Source organism: Acinetobacter sp. V91_7 (assembly GCF_031799075.1).
Lineage (GTDB): Bacteria > Pseudomonadota > Gammaproteobacteria > Pseudomonadales > Moraxellaceae > Acinetobacter > Acinetobacter calcoaceticus.
The window spans coordinates 75,888-89,993 of record NZ_JAVQNT010000029.1; the positions used below are offsets into that span (position 1 = coordinate 75,888).

General features: G+C 38.9%; 14 protein-coding genes. 9 read left to right on the plus strand and 5 right to left on the minus strand.

Annotated elements, in window-relative coordinates; genetic code table 11:
- Position 1: 1 nt before the first annotated feature.
- The 3 genes from ribE to RMB03_RS04860 all read right to left on the minus strand — a co-directional run bounded on the left by ribE (position 2) and on the right by RMB03_RS04860 (position 3,153).
- A complete protein-coding gene (gene ribE, locus RMB03_RS04850) occupies positions 2-472 on the minus strand; it encodes a 6,7-dimethyl-8-ribityllumazine synthase (RefSeq protein ID WP_002119264.1) in 471 nt (156 codons plus the stop codon).
- 11 nt (positions 473-483) lie between these two features.
- Positions 484-1,605: a bifunctional 3,4-dihydroxy-2-butanone-4-phosphate synthase/GTP cyclohydrolase II gene (gene ribBA, locus RMB03_RS04855; protein WP_003654193.1), complete on the minus strand. Its 1,122-nt coding sequence runs from the start codon at positions 1,603-1,605 to the stop codon at positions 484-486.
- 240 nt (positions 1,606-1,845) lie between these two features.
- On the minus strand, positions 1,846-3,153 hold the full coding sequence (locus tag RMB03_RS04860) for a hypothetical protein (RefSeq protein WP_080592962.1): 1,308 nt from the start codon (positions 3,151-3,153) through the stop codon (positions 1,846-1,848).
- Positions 3,154-3,212: 59 nt separating this feature from the next.
- Here RMB03_RS04860 and serB point away from each other — a divergent pair, with 59 nt between their 5' ends.
- From serB to RMB03_RS04875, 3 genes are all read left to right on the plus strand, one after another.
- The gene (serB, locus tag RMB03_RS04865; protein WP_311074337.1) at positions 3,213-4,436 is read left to right on the plus strand and encodes a phosphoserine phosphatase SerB; all 1,224 of its coding nucleotides are present in this window, start codon (positions 3,213-3,215) and stop codon (positions 4,434-4,436) included.
- A gap of 409 nt (positions 4,437-4,845) precedes the next feature.
- Positions 4,846-5,181 carry a ciprofloxacin tolerance protein AciT gene (aciT, locus tag RMB03_RS04870; protein WP_004704819.1) on the plus strand — a complete coding sequence of 112 codons (336 nt, stop codon included), beginning with the start codon at positions 4,846-4,848 and terminating at the stop codon, positions 5,179-5,181.
- A 251-nt stretch (positions 5,182-5,432) separates the two neighbouring features.
- Positions 5,433-5,912 (plus strand): hypothetical protein, encoded by a 480-nt coding sequence (locus RMB03_RS04875; protein ID WP_003654185.1) that lies wholly within the window; start codon positions 5,433-5,435, stop codon positions 5,910-5,912.
- A gap of 43 nt (positions 5,913-5,955) precedes the next feature.
- Here RMB03_RS04875 and dtd read toward each other — a convergent pair whose 3' ends face one another.
- Positions 5,956-6,399 carry a D-aminoacyl-tRNA deacylase gene (gene dtd, locus RMB03_RS04880; protein WP_004640087.1) on the minus strand — a complete coding sequence of 148 codons (444 nt, stop codon included), beginning with the start codon at positions 6,397-6,399 and terminating at the stop codon, positions 5,956-5,958.
- 168 nt (positions 6,400-6,567) lie between these two features.
- On the opposite strand from dtd, the gene pncB reads away from it, so the two are divergent.
- The 5 genes from pncB (at position 6,568) to RMB03_RS04905 (ending at position 11,824) form a co-directional block, all read left to right on the plus strand.
- Positions 6,568-7,782 carry a nicotinate phosphoribosyltransferase gene (pncB, locus tag RMB03_RS04885; protein WP_045126113.1) on the plus strand — a complete coding sequence of 405 codons (1,215 nt, stop codon included), beginning with the start codon at positions 6,568-6,570 and terminating at the stop codon, positions 7,780-7,782.
- 147 nt (positions 7,783-7,929) lie between these two features.
- Entirely contained in the window at positions 7,930-8,778 is an 849-nt protein-coding gene (locus RMB03_RS04890) for a rhodanese-like domain-containing protein (protein WP_311074342.1), read from the plus strand.
- Positions 8,775-9,626: an archaetidylserine decarboxylase gene (asd, locus tag RMB03_RS04895; RefSeq protein WP_004790127.1), complete on the plus strand. Its 852-nt coding sequence runs from the start codon at positions 8,775-8,777 to the stop codon at positions 9,624-9,626. The genes RMB03_RS04890 and asd overlap by 4 nt, the downstream gene beginning before the upstream one ends.
- A gap of 428 nt (positions 9,627-10,054) precedes the next feature.
- Positions 10,055-11,275 (plus strand): acetamidase/formamidase family protein, encoded by a 1,221-nt coding sequence (locus tag RMB03_RS04900; RefSeq protein WP_281835747.1) that lies wholly within the window; start codon positions 10,055-10,057, stop codon positions 11,273-11,275.
- A gap of 129 nt (positions 11,276-11,404) precedes the next feature.
- Positions 11,405-11,824 (plus strand): hypothetical protein, encoded by a 420-nt coding sequence (locus RMB03_RS04905; protein ID WP_311074349.1) that lies wholly within the window; start codon positions 11,405-11,407, stop codon positions 11,822-11,824.
- A gap of 72 nt (positions 11,825-11,896) precedes the next feature.
- Here the strand turns inward: RMB03_RS04905 and RMB03_RS04910 are convergent, their stop codons facing one another.
- Positions 11,897-12,658: an AcfC family putative adhesin gene (locus RMB03_RS04910; RefSeq protein ID WP_311074351.1), complete on the minus strand. Its 762-nt coding sequence runs from the start codon at positions 12,656-12,658 to the stop codon at positions 11,897-11,899.
- Between the two features lie 241 nt (positions 12,659-12,899).
- On the opposite strand from RMB03_RS04910, the gene RMB03_RS04915 reads away from it, so the two are divergent.
- Positions 12,900-14,096: an alpha/beta fold hydrolase gene (locus RMB03_RS04915; RefSeq protein WP_311074353.1), complete on the plus strand. Its 1,197-nt coding sequence runs from the start codon at positions 12,900-12,902 to the stop codon at positions 14,094-14,096.
- Positions 14,097-14,106 lie beyond the last annotated feature (10 nt).

The window sequence follows — 14,106 nt, forward strand, 5'->3', positions numbered from 1 at the left end:
TTTAAATTGCCTTTAATAAATTAACCATTTCAATTGCAGTTAAAGCAGCTTCGCTACCTTTATTACCTGCTTTTGTACCTGAACGTTCGATGGCTTGCTCGATGCTATCAGTAGTTAATACACCATTGATGACAGGCAAGCTGCTTTCTAACGCGACTACACCTAAACCTTTTGCACATTCACCAGCAACGAAGTCAAAGTGTGGTGTGCTACCACGAATAACTGCGCCAAGTGCGATGATTGCATCAAATTGGTTTGATGTAGCTAATTTTTTAGCAACAATCGGGAGTTCCCATGCGCCAGGAGCATGAATAACAGTAATGTTATCTTCATTTACACCATGACGTTTTAATGTGTCGATTGCACCATCCAATAAGTGTTCAACAACAAAACTGTTGAAACGACCCACTAAAATCGCATAACGACCTTCGCTTGCGAGATGTAATAAACCTTCAATACGGCGAATTGCCATAGCAACCTCGATTATTTCGTTGTGATTTGATCAGCAGTGACATATTCCACTACTTCTAAATTAAAGCCAGATAAAGCATTGAAACGTAATGGTGAGCTAAGAAGCTTCATTTTTTCAACACCTAAGTCACGCAAAATTTGAGCGCCTACACCAATGGTTTGATATTGATGTGAAAGTGCTGCATTGGATTTCACCGGTTTTGGCTTATTTAAATCATCCAACGCTGGTCCCAAGTCTTGCAAATGATCTTGCCCGATCCAGACTAAAACACCGCGATCACTCGCTGCAATTGTCTGTAGTGCACGGTCTAGATTCCACGCAGGTTCACCATCAGCCTTATTTAGCTTAAGCAAATCGCGAATTGGACTGAAACCATGTACACGTACTGTTGTAACACCTTCTTTTGGCTCGCCTTTGACTAAAGCCAAATGGATGTCTGGGTTACCAATCTCACGATAACGATAGAGTTCAAATGAACCATATTCTGTTTGAATGGTTTTTTGATCCAGACGTTCAACCGTTTGCTCATTGGTCATGCGGTAATGAATCAAGTCCGCAATTGTACCAATTTTTAAGCCATGCTTCTCGGCAAAAATTTCTAAATCTGCACGGCGCGCCATTGTGCCATCTTCATTGATGATTTCACAAATGACAGAAGCTGGTTCAAGACCTGCTAAGCGTGTTAAATCACAGCCCGCTTCAGTATGACCTGCACGATGTAGAACACCGCCTGGTTGTGCCATTAATGGGAAAATATGGCCCGGTTGTACAATATCACTTGGCTTTGCATGCGCTGCGACAGCAGCTTGAATTGTATGTGCACGCTCTGCTGCTGAAATACCAGTTGTAATACCTTCAGCTGCTTCGATTGATAGTGTAAAGTTTGTACTATGCTGAGCACCGTTTTGGTCAACCATCAAGGGAAGGTTTAACTGCTTACAGCGCTCACGGCTTAACGTTAGGCAAACTAGACCACGTGCATGGGTAATCATGAAGTTAATATCTTCAGGACGAACATGCGTTGCTGCAATGACAAGATCACCTTCATTTTCGCGATCTTCGTCATCCATCAAGATAACCATTTTGCCTGCACGAATATCGGCGACAAGATCTTCAACACGACTCAGCGGCATTCGCTTTCACCTTTTTTTGTCGTAAGACAATTTCTATTTAATAAATTTTGCATAGTTTACGCTGTTTAGAGAATTTTGCCTATGATTCTGATTTATCCAAATTTGCAACGAGATAGAATAGATCCAGCTTTATTTATACAAATAAATCATAAGAAAATGGAATAATTTAAAATAAAAACGATGAATTTAAATAAAAAAAACCTAGCCAAAAGGCTAGGTTCCAATATGCGCACTTACTTTTTAGGAAGCTGCACTGCTTGGACTATCATTTTGTGGGATTGATTTTTTCCCCATCAAAATTTCAGTCCGGATATTTTGAGCAAGTTCAGCACACTCTGCATTCATGCCATTGATCATAAAGGCATGGCGAGTCATGACATTGCTTGGATTTGGCATTGCAACAAGTTGATAGCTGTCTTGAATTGCCTTGAGTTGATCATTCTCAAGATATAAAGCAGATTCTTTCGCATGAAGATGCTGTGCTAAACGTTGAGCAGCTTCTTTCGCATCAATTTGCATCGCTTCTACAGCATTACAAGTTGCACTACGCGTTTGCAAAGCAAAGCGTTTATCTTCACGGTAACGTTTATATAAAACGTCAGAGAGCAACTGGAATACGGTTCCAATCATAAGCAGACACTCTACAGCGTGAGTATGCGAAGTTGAAATCGCAAGTGTAGCGCCGTCAGCATTAAATTCATTTACAACTTCAATGTCCGATAGCTTTAACTGGTAATGCTTAACGCATAACTCAATACTCTTGTTTAAAAAGAGCTGACAGAGTTTAAAGTACGGAACAGATACTGACTGGTTAACACTGCTTAATAACTGTTTAGGGTCATAAAACTGAATATTGAGTGCCAACATATGTTGGTCAGCTGAATCTGCTGTTTTCTCTGGCTGAGGACGAACCGCTGGTTTACCTTTCGCTTGTTGTTGGGCTTGAGCAACCAACGTTACTGTATTTTGTTTTTCTAGAGCCAATGCCTGAGTTAACTGCTGAATTTCATGTTTTAAGCGGTTTTCTTCGTTAATACGTGCCAAATATTCGCTACGGGTCGGACGAGCAATGGCGCGATAGGCAAGCCATAATAGAACATGCAAAAACAGAGAAGCTAAGATTGCCAGCCATTGAGTGCGGAGAATTTCCCCAATACTTGGCTGAATAAGCGTAATCTCGATAGAACCCACTTTCTTTTCATTTTGCAGCGCATCGCGAGCAAAAATCTCACCTTGGCGAGTTTTCGAAATTCCGCTCGTTGCCAACACTTGTTTATTGGCATCAAGAATGCGAATAGACGCAACGCTTGGATTGGTCGCATAGCGATTGGCAATCAGAGCTAAAGACACCGTATTGGCAGGTTCTAGCTCAGATAAGCTGTCTGCAACGAGCTGACTGGTCATGAGCTGACCTTGACTCGCACGGTTTTCATTGAGCTGGTGTGTCGTTGCAATCACCAATAAAAAGGTATGCAATGCAAAACTAACGATCAGTAGGCTAGCAAATAGCCCTTGTCTAGGCGCAATCAAGTTAAACTTCCAAGGCAATTATATTGAAATTCGATTATGATTCTTACAATAGTTGTCACTCAGACTAGAGTCAATTCATGCGAGAAATCATTCTTATATCCTTTTTAGGACCAGACCAACCAAACCAGTTTACCCGATTAATGCAAGTACTATCCGTACATTCATTGCAAATACTGGATGTAGGTCAGGCTGTTATTCATAATCAACTCACATTGGGCATTGTAGTCGCGTCAGATAATGAAACTGCGACCGCATTGGCAATGAAAGAAATTCTGATTTTAGCACATGATATTGGCTTAACAGTGCGCTTTAAACCAATCACAGGCGCAGAATACGATCAATGGGTAAGTGAAGGCGGTCGTACTCGTTATATCGTCACGGCTTTGGCACCTGAACTCACTGCTGCCCACTTACAAGCAGTTACACAAATTGTGTCTAGCCAAGGCTTTAACATTGAAACTGTTACCCGATTATCAGGCCGTGTCGACTTTGAAAAGGATAGCGCATTTCCACGTCGTGCATGTGTACAGTTTGGTTTAAGTAGTGGTCCAACTTTAGATGCACAAGCCATGCGTGCAGCATGTTTACGTCTTTCAAGCGAATTAAACATTGATGTTGCTGTTCAAGAAGACAACGCTTATCGACGTAACCGTCGTTTAGTTTGTTTTGATATGGACTCAACATTAATTGAACAAGAAGTTATTGATGAGTTGGCGATTGAAGCAGGGGTAGGCGCACAAGTTGCTGAAATCACTGAAAGAGCGATGCAAGGCGAACTCGATTTCCAGCAAAGCTTCCGTGCTCGTGTTGCATTATTAAAAGGGCTAGATGCTGCTGTTTTACCTAAAATTGCAGAGCGTTTAACCATTACTGAAGGTGCAGAACGTCTCATTTCAACATTAAAGGCGCTCGGCTATAAAACGGCAATTTTATCGGGTGGATTCCAGTATTTTGCTGAATATTTACAAGGCAAACTCGGTATTGATGAAGTTCATGCCAACATTTTAGATGTGCAAGATGGCTTTGTAACAGGTGTGGTTAAAGGCGCAATTGTTGATGGCGCACGTAAAGCTGAGCTATTACGCGAACTTGCGAATAAAATGGGCATTTCTTTAGAGCAAGCCATGGCGGTAGGAGATGGTGCAAACGATCTACCTATGCTTGCGATTGCGGGCCTAGGTGTTGCTTACCGTGCTAAACCTTTAGTTCGTCAAAATGCAAATCAGGCTATTTCAAGTGTTGGCTTGGATGGTGTGCTGTATTTGCTGGGCATGCATGACAAAGATTTAAACCGTGCTTAACCTATAAGGCTAAGCTTTAAGCGCTACTTCAGAGTAGCGCTTTTTTTATGCAGAATCGTCATAAAAACAAGTATGTTATGCTCAAATCGTGCACAGAAAAAAGGCAATAAAAAAATCTGAAAAAAACTTATTTTGGTCCTTAAAAACAGCATATTTTTTTGTAATGACACGCCAGAATTGATGCCATATAGGGAATCGAACTTTTTTAATTTTACAAAAATGTAATGACAAAAGAATGTTGCGACAAAGTGTGTCGCATTAAGAAATAACGGGTCTTTTTTTCTAAAAAAAAACATCCATAATGCATCCTAAGCTTCAACACAAATTATGAATTAAAGTTGTTTTTGGAATGAGGTCGGGTTTTTAAGACCGAATCTTTTTAGACGTTTTCATTAAGACGGAGGTTTCTATGGTAACAGCGAATTTTGCCGCTATCGCCGGATTCAGCTTGATCGCTGTCGCGCTTGTTGCTGTTTTCTTTTCTCCTTACCGTCGTTGGCTTGGTTTTATGCTTGCAGGGATGTTCTTTTGGGGGCTATTGGAAGTGGTCCGTTTTGGAGTTCAAGTCACTTTTGAAATGCCAGTCACATATAGTTATTTAACTGCACTAAGTCTAGCGATGGTAATGGTTACATTTGTTTTGTTACGTGAGGATAAACAGGCACAAAAGGCTTTGGCAAATCGCCAATATATAGAACACACGCCAGTATATGAAGATGATCAGCAGCAATGTTCTAGCCGATAATTAAATTGTTATCTAACGGTAAAGAGGTATGCACAGCATGCCTTTTTTATTTACGAAACATGATTTTTATTATACAAAGCATTTATTAAAAAATAGCCAGTTATGCTACGATAGATGCGTCTGTTGACGTTTCATCTAGATTGCGTTGCCAGCTAAAAATTATCAGTTGATGCACAAAACACAAGCAATGGTATGTCCTTGTTGAGTTTTGCTCTAAAGTTTTCATAAAAATACAATAGGCGTGAATGTTCATGAAACTTTCTTCTATACCTGTAGTCAAGTTACCTCTCGTTGATGTCAGTACAGACCCGTTAGATTTATTGGTAGCAGGTTTAGTGCTGCGTATGAAGCAATTGGCACGTACTAGCCCTAAGTTTATTGAATTGATTCATGACCGCGCATTCCGTATTCAGATCGGTACGGATTTAGGTGTTGCACGTCAGATCATTATTAATAATGGACAGATTGACACGGTTGCAGGCGCACCTGAAAAAGCTGATTTTATCTTGCAGTTTGCAGATAGCGAACAGGGTGTAAAAACTTTGATTAAAGGTGACCCAACTGCATTTATGACAGGTATGCAAAACGGCAGCATTAAAATGGAAGGTGACTTCAGCCTATTGGTTTGGTTTAACCAAGTGGCTAGACTCATTCCACCTAAATTGCCAAAACCAGTTAAAGATAAAGTACGTCAGGCACGTGCTTTTATTAAAGAGAAAACTGGTCGTTAATTGCCAGATATAAAAAAACTCCCAAATGGGAGTTTTTTTATATCTATGCTTCGACTTCCAAGTTAAACGTAACTGGACCATCATTAATTAAATGAACTTTCATATCGGCTGCAAAAATGCCGGTTTGAACTTTTTCAAATTGTGAATGGGCATATTCAACCAGCTGTTCATATAACGCTTTGGCATCTGCTGGCGGCATGGCTGGACCAAAATCTGGACGTAAACCTTTTTGCGTTTGAGCCATCAGGGTAAATTGCGAAACAAGCAGGATTCCACCATTTGCTTGAGAGACATTCCAGCCCATTTTGCCCTGTTCGTCATCAAAGATACGATATTTCAAAATCTTATCAATAAGCTTTTGGCCAATCGCTAAAGTGTCATCACGGCCGATGCCTAAAAAAACCAATAAGCCTTGTTGGATTTCACCGGTAGTCTCACCGTCAACCACCACTTTAGCTTCAAGAACTCGTTGTATTAAAGCACGCATAGTTAAAGCAAATTTCTGCAATTGATTGAATTGGCGTAGTTTAGCAGAAATTAAATTAAATGATTTTTAAAAGGAAATTTCACGGAGCTGCAACAATGGTCTAAAAGCTCGCAATTCATTTATAAAAATATGCTTTAATGCTAAGAAGCAAGCGAATAATCACTGACTATGTCTCCAATTATCCATTCTTTACTAGATACAGACTTGTACAAATTTACGATGTTACAGGTGGTTTTGCATAAATTTCCGCAAACTCATAGCGTCTATCATTTCCGCTGTAGAAATTTAGAAGATACTGTCTATCCACTAGTAGATATTTTGGATGATTTAAACGAGCAACTCGACTATTTATGTAGTCTTAAATATAAAGAAGACGAGCTTCAATATTTGCGTAAATTACGCTTTATCAAAAGTGACTTTGTTGATTATTTGGAATTATTTCAACTGAAAAGGCGCTTTATTCAGGCCAGCATTGATGCGGAAGGTCGTTTGGATATTCGTATTGAAGGTCCGATGGTCCAAGCCATGATGTTTGAAATTTTTGTATTGGCAATTGTAAATGAACTTTATTTTAGCCGTATTAAAAACGATGAAGTATGGGCTGAGGGTGAGCGCCGTTTACAAGCCAAGCTTGAATTGGTTCAGCAATATGAAAAAACTCAAAAACCGAATGACCCACCATTTTTAGTCTCTGATTTTGGTACACGTCGCCGTTATAGCTTCGTATGGCAAAAGCATGTTGTGGCAGCTTTTCATAAAACCGTGCCAAATGTATTCCGTGGTACAAGTAATGTGTTACTTGCTAAAGAGTTAAACATTACGCCAATTGGAACCATGGCCCATGAATTCCTACAAGCTTTTCAGGCTCTTGATGTCCGTCTACGTGATTTTCAGAAAGCTGCTTTAGAAACATGGGTACAAGAATACCGTGGAGATTTAGGAATTGCTTTGACTGACGTTGTTGGTATGGATGCGTTCCTCAGAGATTTTGACTTGTATTTTGCGAAACTATTTGATGGCTTACGCCATGACAGTGGTGACCCTTACGAATGGGGCGATAAGGCTTATGCGCATTATCGTAAATTAAAAATTGATACCAAAACCAAAATGCTGACTTTTAGCGATGGTCTTAATTTGCCAAAAGCATGGGAATTACATCAATACTTTAAAGATCGTTTTCAGGTGAGTTTTGGTATTGGAACTAATTTGACTAATGATATGGGGCAAAAGCCGCTCAATATTGTGTTGAAACTAGTCGAATGTAATGGTCAGTCGGTTGCGAAAATTTCTGATAGTCCAGGTAAAACCATGACTGATAACGATACTTTCTTGGCTTATTTACGTCAGGTTTTTGAAATTGAAGAACTTGAAGAAGTGGTTTAAGTAATAAATAGTCTCGCTATTTTGTATTTTTAAAAGTAAGAATGCTGATATCTGATTTTCTGCTAAAGAGTTGCAGAAAATCAGAGTTTGTTAGATATAAGCTTATGCTAATATGAAATTAAGCTGGTATAAAAAGAAACCATGACGATGACACTCCCGGATTTTAAACTCGATTTATTAATAGAAGCAGAAGAATTAGTGCCTTATCTAGGCAATCAATATATTCGCATTGTAGATTTGAGCCGTGCTTCTGTGTACGAGCAACTTCATATTCCGCATGCTATTCACTTACAACCTAAATGGTTAGTGTCTCAACACGAAGAAGCCACTGGCATTTTGCCAGATGAAGCAGGTTTGCAAGCACTGATTGAGAAATTGAATATTTCACCTAATCATCATGTTGTGGTCTATGACGATGAAGGCGGAGCATGGGCTGGACGTTTAATCTGGAATTTGCATTGCTTAGGATTCACCCGTACCAGTTTAATTAATGGCGGTATCCATGCATGGTTAGGAGCAGGGTTACCAACTACAGCAGAAGTCGAAGAAGTTTCTCCTGTTGCAGACTTAATTCAGATTGATTTATCGCATGCCGCTCAGTTCCGTGTGAACTATGAAGAGCTACGCAAACAAGTAGAACAAGAAAATGTTCAATTGTGGGATTGCCGGACGAGTGATGAATATAGTGGGATCCGTTTAGCAGCGCGACGCGGCGGTCACATTCCAAATGCACTCCATTTTGAATGGAGTACTGCACTTAATCGTCAAAATCATCTAAAATTGCACCCGCTTGAACGCACGCGGCAGCGCCTTGAACAACTTGGGTTCGATTTACAGCAACCTGTAGTTGTGTACTGCCAGTCACATCACCGTTCCGGTTTGGCCTATATTTTGGCTAGGCTCTTGGGCTGGGAAGCAAAAGCCTATGATGGTGCGTGGAGTGAATGGGGCAATCGCCTCGATAGTCCTATTATTACTGGAGAATCACCGTCGTGAGTTTCACATCTCGATTAAAAAAAGAATTATTTATTAAGGCACAAAACCTTGTACCACAGCACCAATTGAGCCGTGTGGTAGGTAAAGTTGCTGCGAGTGAAAATCCAGTTGTGAAAACTGCTGTTATTCATGCATTTAAAACCAAATATGGGATTGATTTATCGATTGCTGAACAAGGCAACGCACTAAAATATAAATCTTTTAATGACTTTTTTACTCGTGCTTTGAAAGATGGCGTGCGTCTTGTTGACGAAAATGCAGATAGCATCGTGTCACCTGCTGATGGCGCAATTTCTCAAATTGGTAAAATTACTGCGGGTGAAGTATTTCAAGCAAAAGGCCAAAGCTTCTCTGTAGAGAAACTTATTGGCGACCCACAACTTGCTCAGCCGTTTCAAGAAGGCGAGTTCGCGACAGTCTATCTATCTCCACGCGATTACCACCGTGTACATATGCCGTTTGCAGGTACATTAACTGAAACGTTGTATGTACCGGGTGAGCTATTTTCGGTAAATCAGGTGACTGCTGAAAATGTACCGGGACTATTTGCCCGTAATGAACGCATGGTGTGTTTGTTTGATACTGAACTTGGTCGTATGGCTGTTGTTTTAGTGGGGGCAATGATTGTTGCTGGTATTGAAACTGTGGCGACAGGTAAAGTGAAACCTTCAGGTCGTATCGAATTACAGCATCATCAGTTAAAGCTAGAAAAAGGTGCCGAGCTTGGACGTTTTTATTTAGGTTCTACCGCAGTTATTTTATTTGAAAAAGATAAGATCGAATGGGAACAACGTTTTAAAGCTGAGTCTGTGGTTGTAATGGGCGAGCGCATGGGACATACAGTTTAGTAAGCGATATAATCCCTATAAAACAAGTAAACCCTGAGTTTAATTATTCAGGGTTTATTTTTTGATTTAAATTATATAAAAGCAAAATATATAACTATGTCTGGATTTATATTATATGGAAATATAATTATTATTAAGTGATCTGAAATAGGACGTTATATTAACTAGCCTATAAATATGTGTCTAAAGAGAGCAAAAATATTAATATGATTGAAAATTAATAAATAAAAATAGAAAGAAATACTTAAGTTAGACTTAAGTCGTAATTTTAATCTTATTTGAAGATAAGTTATTAAATCTAAAAAAATTATTTAATTTTATAAATATGAAGCGCTTTTTAGATATTACAGAGCCTTTAGCCTTGGCACAATGCTTGCTAACTATTCAGGACCTTACTGTAATTTTCATATTTTTTAGGTTCTGAAATCATGTTAAAAGTTAAACGCCTGACAGCTTCGGTTTTATCTGTACTTTGTATTTCACTCAGCCATGCCAATGATTTTAAAGTTTTAAATCAAATTTCAAAACAGCCTACTCAACTTCAAAGTGGCGAATATAAAGGTAATTATTACGTTCCATCTACTTTAAAAACCATTACATGGGGTTATTTACCGAATCGGGATGCTAAACCAGTTCTTACTGTTCCGTCGGGTAGTGTTGTGACATTCGATACGGTTTCTCATGAAGGTTTACTTGAAGACCAAGGGCGTAATGCTGAAAAGTTCTTTCAATCGAAAGGTGTCAAATCTAATGAAATCTTGGAAGAAGCAAAAACAATTACGCAGTCAAATTTAAAGCATGATTTTCATAAAGATGGGCCACATATTGTGACAGGTCCTGTTGCAATTGAAGGCGCACAGCCCGGTGATATTTTGAAAGTTGAAGTACTTAAAGTTGAGCCGCGTGTACCTTACGGTGTTATTTCAAATCGACATGGTAAAGGTGCTTTAGTGGGAGAATTTCCTAAAAAAGCAAAGCAAGAAAATGCATCGGCTGAACATCCTGAACGCTATGGAAATGTCTCAATTTTCACACCAATTGAAAAAAATGCTAAAGGTGAATACGAAGGCGTATTAAAAACAGAATCGGGTAAATCAATACGTTTTCCACTGTATCCTTTTATGGGAATTATGGGTGTAGCGGCAAATACTTCTGAGCCTGTACATTCTGTACCCCCTGCAATGTATGGCGGAAATATTGATATTAATGAACTAGGTACAGGTTCAACAGCCTATTATCCTGTTCAGGTCAAAGGCGCATTATTCTATACGGGTGATAGCCATTTCGCGCAAGGGGATGGTGAAGTCGCATTAACTGCACTCGAAGCTTCAGCACGTGCGACACTAAAATTTACCTTGCTCAAAGCAGGTAAAGATAAAATACCGGGCAAAGAGCTAAAACAACCTTTAGCTGAAAATGCTGAGTTTTGGATTACGCCTGGACTTGATGAAGATCTAGATGAAGCCATGAAAAAGTCTACACGTGAAGCCATTCGTTTCTTAAATCAAGAATACGGTATTGATGAAGCAACGGCTTATGCGTATTTAAGTGCCGCAACTGATTTTGAAGTTTCACAAGTTGTAGATAAAACCAAAGGTATTCATGCAAAAATCAGAAAAGCTGACTTTAAAGAGTTTGAGAGTAAATAATTAAATGAACTAAGCTTGGTATTTAAAATATTAAATACCAAGTTAAATCCTATTTAAAAAACAATAAGTTTTATATATTTTATAATTGAGTATAATAAATATCATATATATTTATTAGTATAAAATCTAATGAACTCACTTCCGAATGTTTCACTATATCTTGCTGCATTATTAACATTCTGTGCTGCATTACTTCATTTTGTTTGTGTGTTCTGGGGGGCAAATGGTTTTCGGTTTTTAGGAGCTGGAAAAAGTATTGTCCAAATGGTCGAAAGAGGGCATTGGTATCCTAATTTTACAGCTATAGCTGTGGGGTTAATTCTAACTGTATGTGCTACATATGCCTTCTTTGCAGCAAAGGGAATACAGGTATTACCATTTACTAAGCTTATTTTGTCGCTTGTTGCAGTGGTTTTTCTTATCCGTGGTCTGGCTTTTCCGTGGTTAAAGTCAAAATTTGTCGGAAACAGTGATTTATTTTGGTATGTCAGCTCTGCCTTTTGTCTAATACTGGGGGCTTTATATGCCGCAGGAGTATATTTAATTTGAAATGAATATATTCTAGGTGAACTAGAGTAAATAATTTTAAAAAATAAAAAGGGAGCTTAGCTCCCTTTTAAATTATTTAGTCCAACCATATTTTTTGAAAATAGCATTACCTTGCTGAGACGATAAGAACTCTACAAAACGTTTAGCTTCAGCATCTTTTAAACTATGTTTGGTTAAGGCAACACCTGTATCGCGATAGACAACTAGTTCTTTCTCTATAGGTATAATTTGTCCGATATCAGGGTTACTAATTCCCCAAATATTAAAGACTAACCAAGCATCGTAGCTACTATTTTCTTCCCAGTTTTTCTTGGCAATACCTGTGTTGGCTGCATACATGGCAATATTTTTTCGGAAAGATTTGGTTAATTGAATATTTCCAGTTCTACCCGCAATATCCTCCCACATACCGACTTGACCTGCGCCATGTGTAACTAAAACCTTAATGTTGGATTTAGCTAGGTCTTTAAATCCTTTAATATTTTTAGGATTTCCTTTGCGTACTAAAATGGCTGCGGGGCGTAAATATAAAGGTTCTACCGAGTCTTTTATAATTTGTTCAGAAAAAGCATTTTCGAAATCAGACATCATGGCTTCGGAACCACTATATATAATATCGGCATCTAGTTTCGCTTTGTCAGACCATTGAGAAGTAGGCCCAGCTGTTACATGGACTGCTATGCCCGTTTTATTGGTGAATTGTTTGGCTGCTTCTTTCATGGCAGGTGCTGGCCCACCAGGACCATACACTTGTACGTCTGCAAAGCTATGGATGGGTAGAGAACTGAGAATAAGACAAATCAGGTACGGTATAAATTTATATTGTTTTGACATTTTAATCGCTATAGTAATTAAGAAAATATCAGCATATATTTTTTATTATTTAAACGGGATTAATTTTTGCAACCATATTTATAATACATTTTTTTAAAATATATTTTAATTAGATTTTAAGTGACTGTATAAATGTAAATTATTTTGAAGTAAATATAATTATAGAAGTTTTTATGGTAATTTATATTTTATAAATTGATTATTTGAATAGATATATTGTAAATAATAGAGGAGTAATCCCTTGATTAGAAAAAGTAATTCTTTTTTAAAAATTTTATTTAGCAGCGCTTGTTTTGTGTCTGGTTCTGCTATGGCTGCTCCAATTGCAAATTTGAGTAAGCAAATTGTGAGCGACAAACCGGGTTCAATATTGTCGCTAGAACAGCAAGCTGTGACGGATTTATTTCCTCATGCAGATCAGCGCTTGTTGGTAAATTACCGTAGTCGAGGTATTCAGGGCGAACCTATTGTTGCATCAGCTTTTATTTTATTACCCAAAGGAACGCCTCCAAAAAATGGCTGGCCTATACTCGCTTGGGCACATGGTACGACTGGAGTCGCCGATACCTGCGCGCCTTCGGGTGATTATGTGGGTGGGCCAGTTCATTCATATCAAGAAGTTGCTTCCAAAGCTTTAGATAGTTGGCTTGCGCGTGGCTATGCAGTTGTCGGACCTGATTATCAGGGTTTAGGTACATTAGGCGCGCATCCCTATATGAATGCAAAGAGCCAACTGCATACGGTGGTCGATGCAGTACGTGCCTTACACGTGCTTAAGCCCAATAGCTTTAATAAACAGTGGTTGGTGATGGGGCACAGTCAAGGCGGGGCTGCGGCAATTGCAGTGTCTGCCTATGGTCAAAAAGATGCACCTGAACTAGATTTAAAAGGGGCGATAGCGCTTGCTCCAGGTGGCTATCAATATGAAGGTATTGCAGAATATGTGCAGAATCATCCAAACCCAGAACCTAGTGTAGCTGCTTTCTTCCCGATTGTGTTATTGGGTGCGCAAGCAGCAGAGCCAAGTATTGTTCCTGAAAACTTAGTAAGCACTGAAATGAACACGGTACTGACTCAAGCGCGCAGCCGCTGTTTATCTGAACTTCAATCTGATTTAAAGAAATCTCCTTCTAGCATATTTCGATCTGATGCCGATTTAAAACCTCTTTTGGCTTATCTAAAACAACAGTCGATTGAAAATATGGTACCTACCGTACCGTTAATGATTGTTCAGGGTTCTAAAGATCATTTAGTCGACCCGAGAGGGACATATGCCTATTATCAACAGCTATGTAAATTAAAAAAACCAACGGTATATCAAACGATTGATGGCGGAGATCATCGTGATGCACTACGCCAGAGCAATACTTTTGCGACTAACTTTTTAAATGTAATAGAGAAAAACCAAAGTAAGTCCTATTGCTCGACTTCTAAGTAAATTGGTTTAA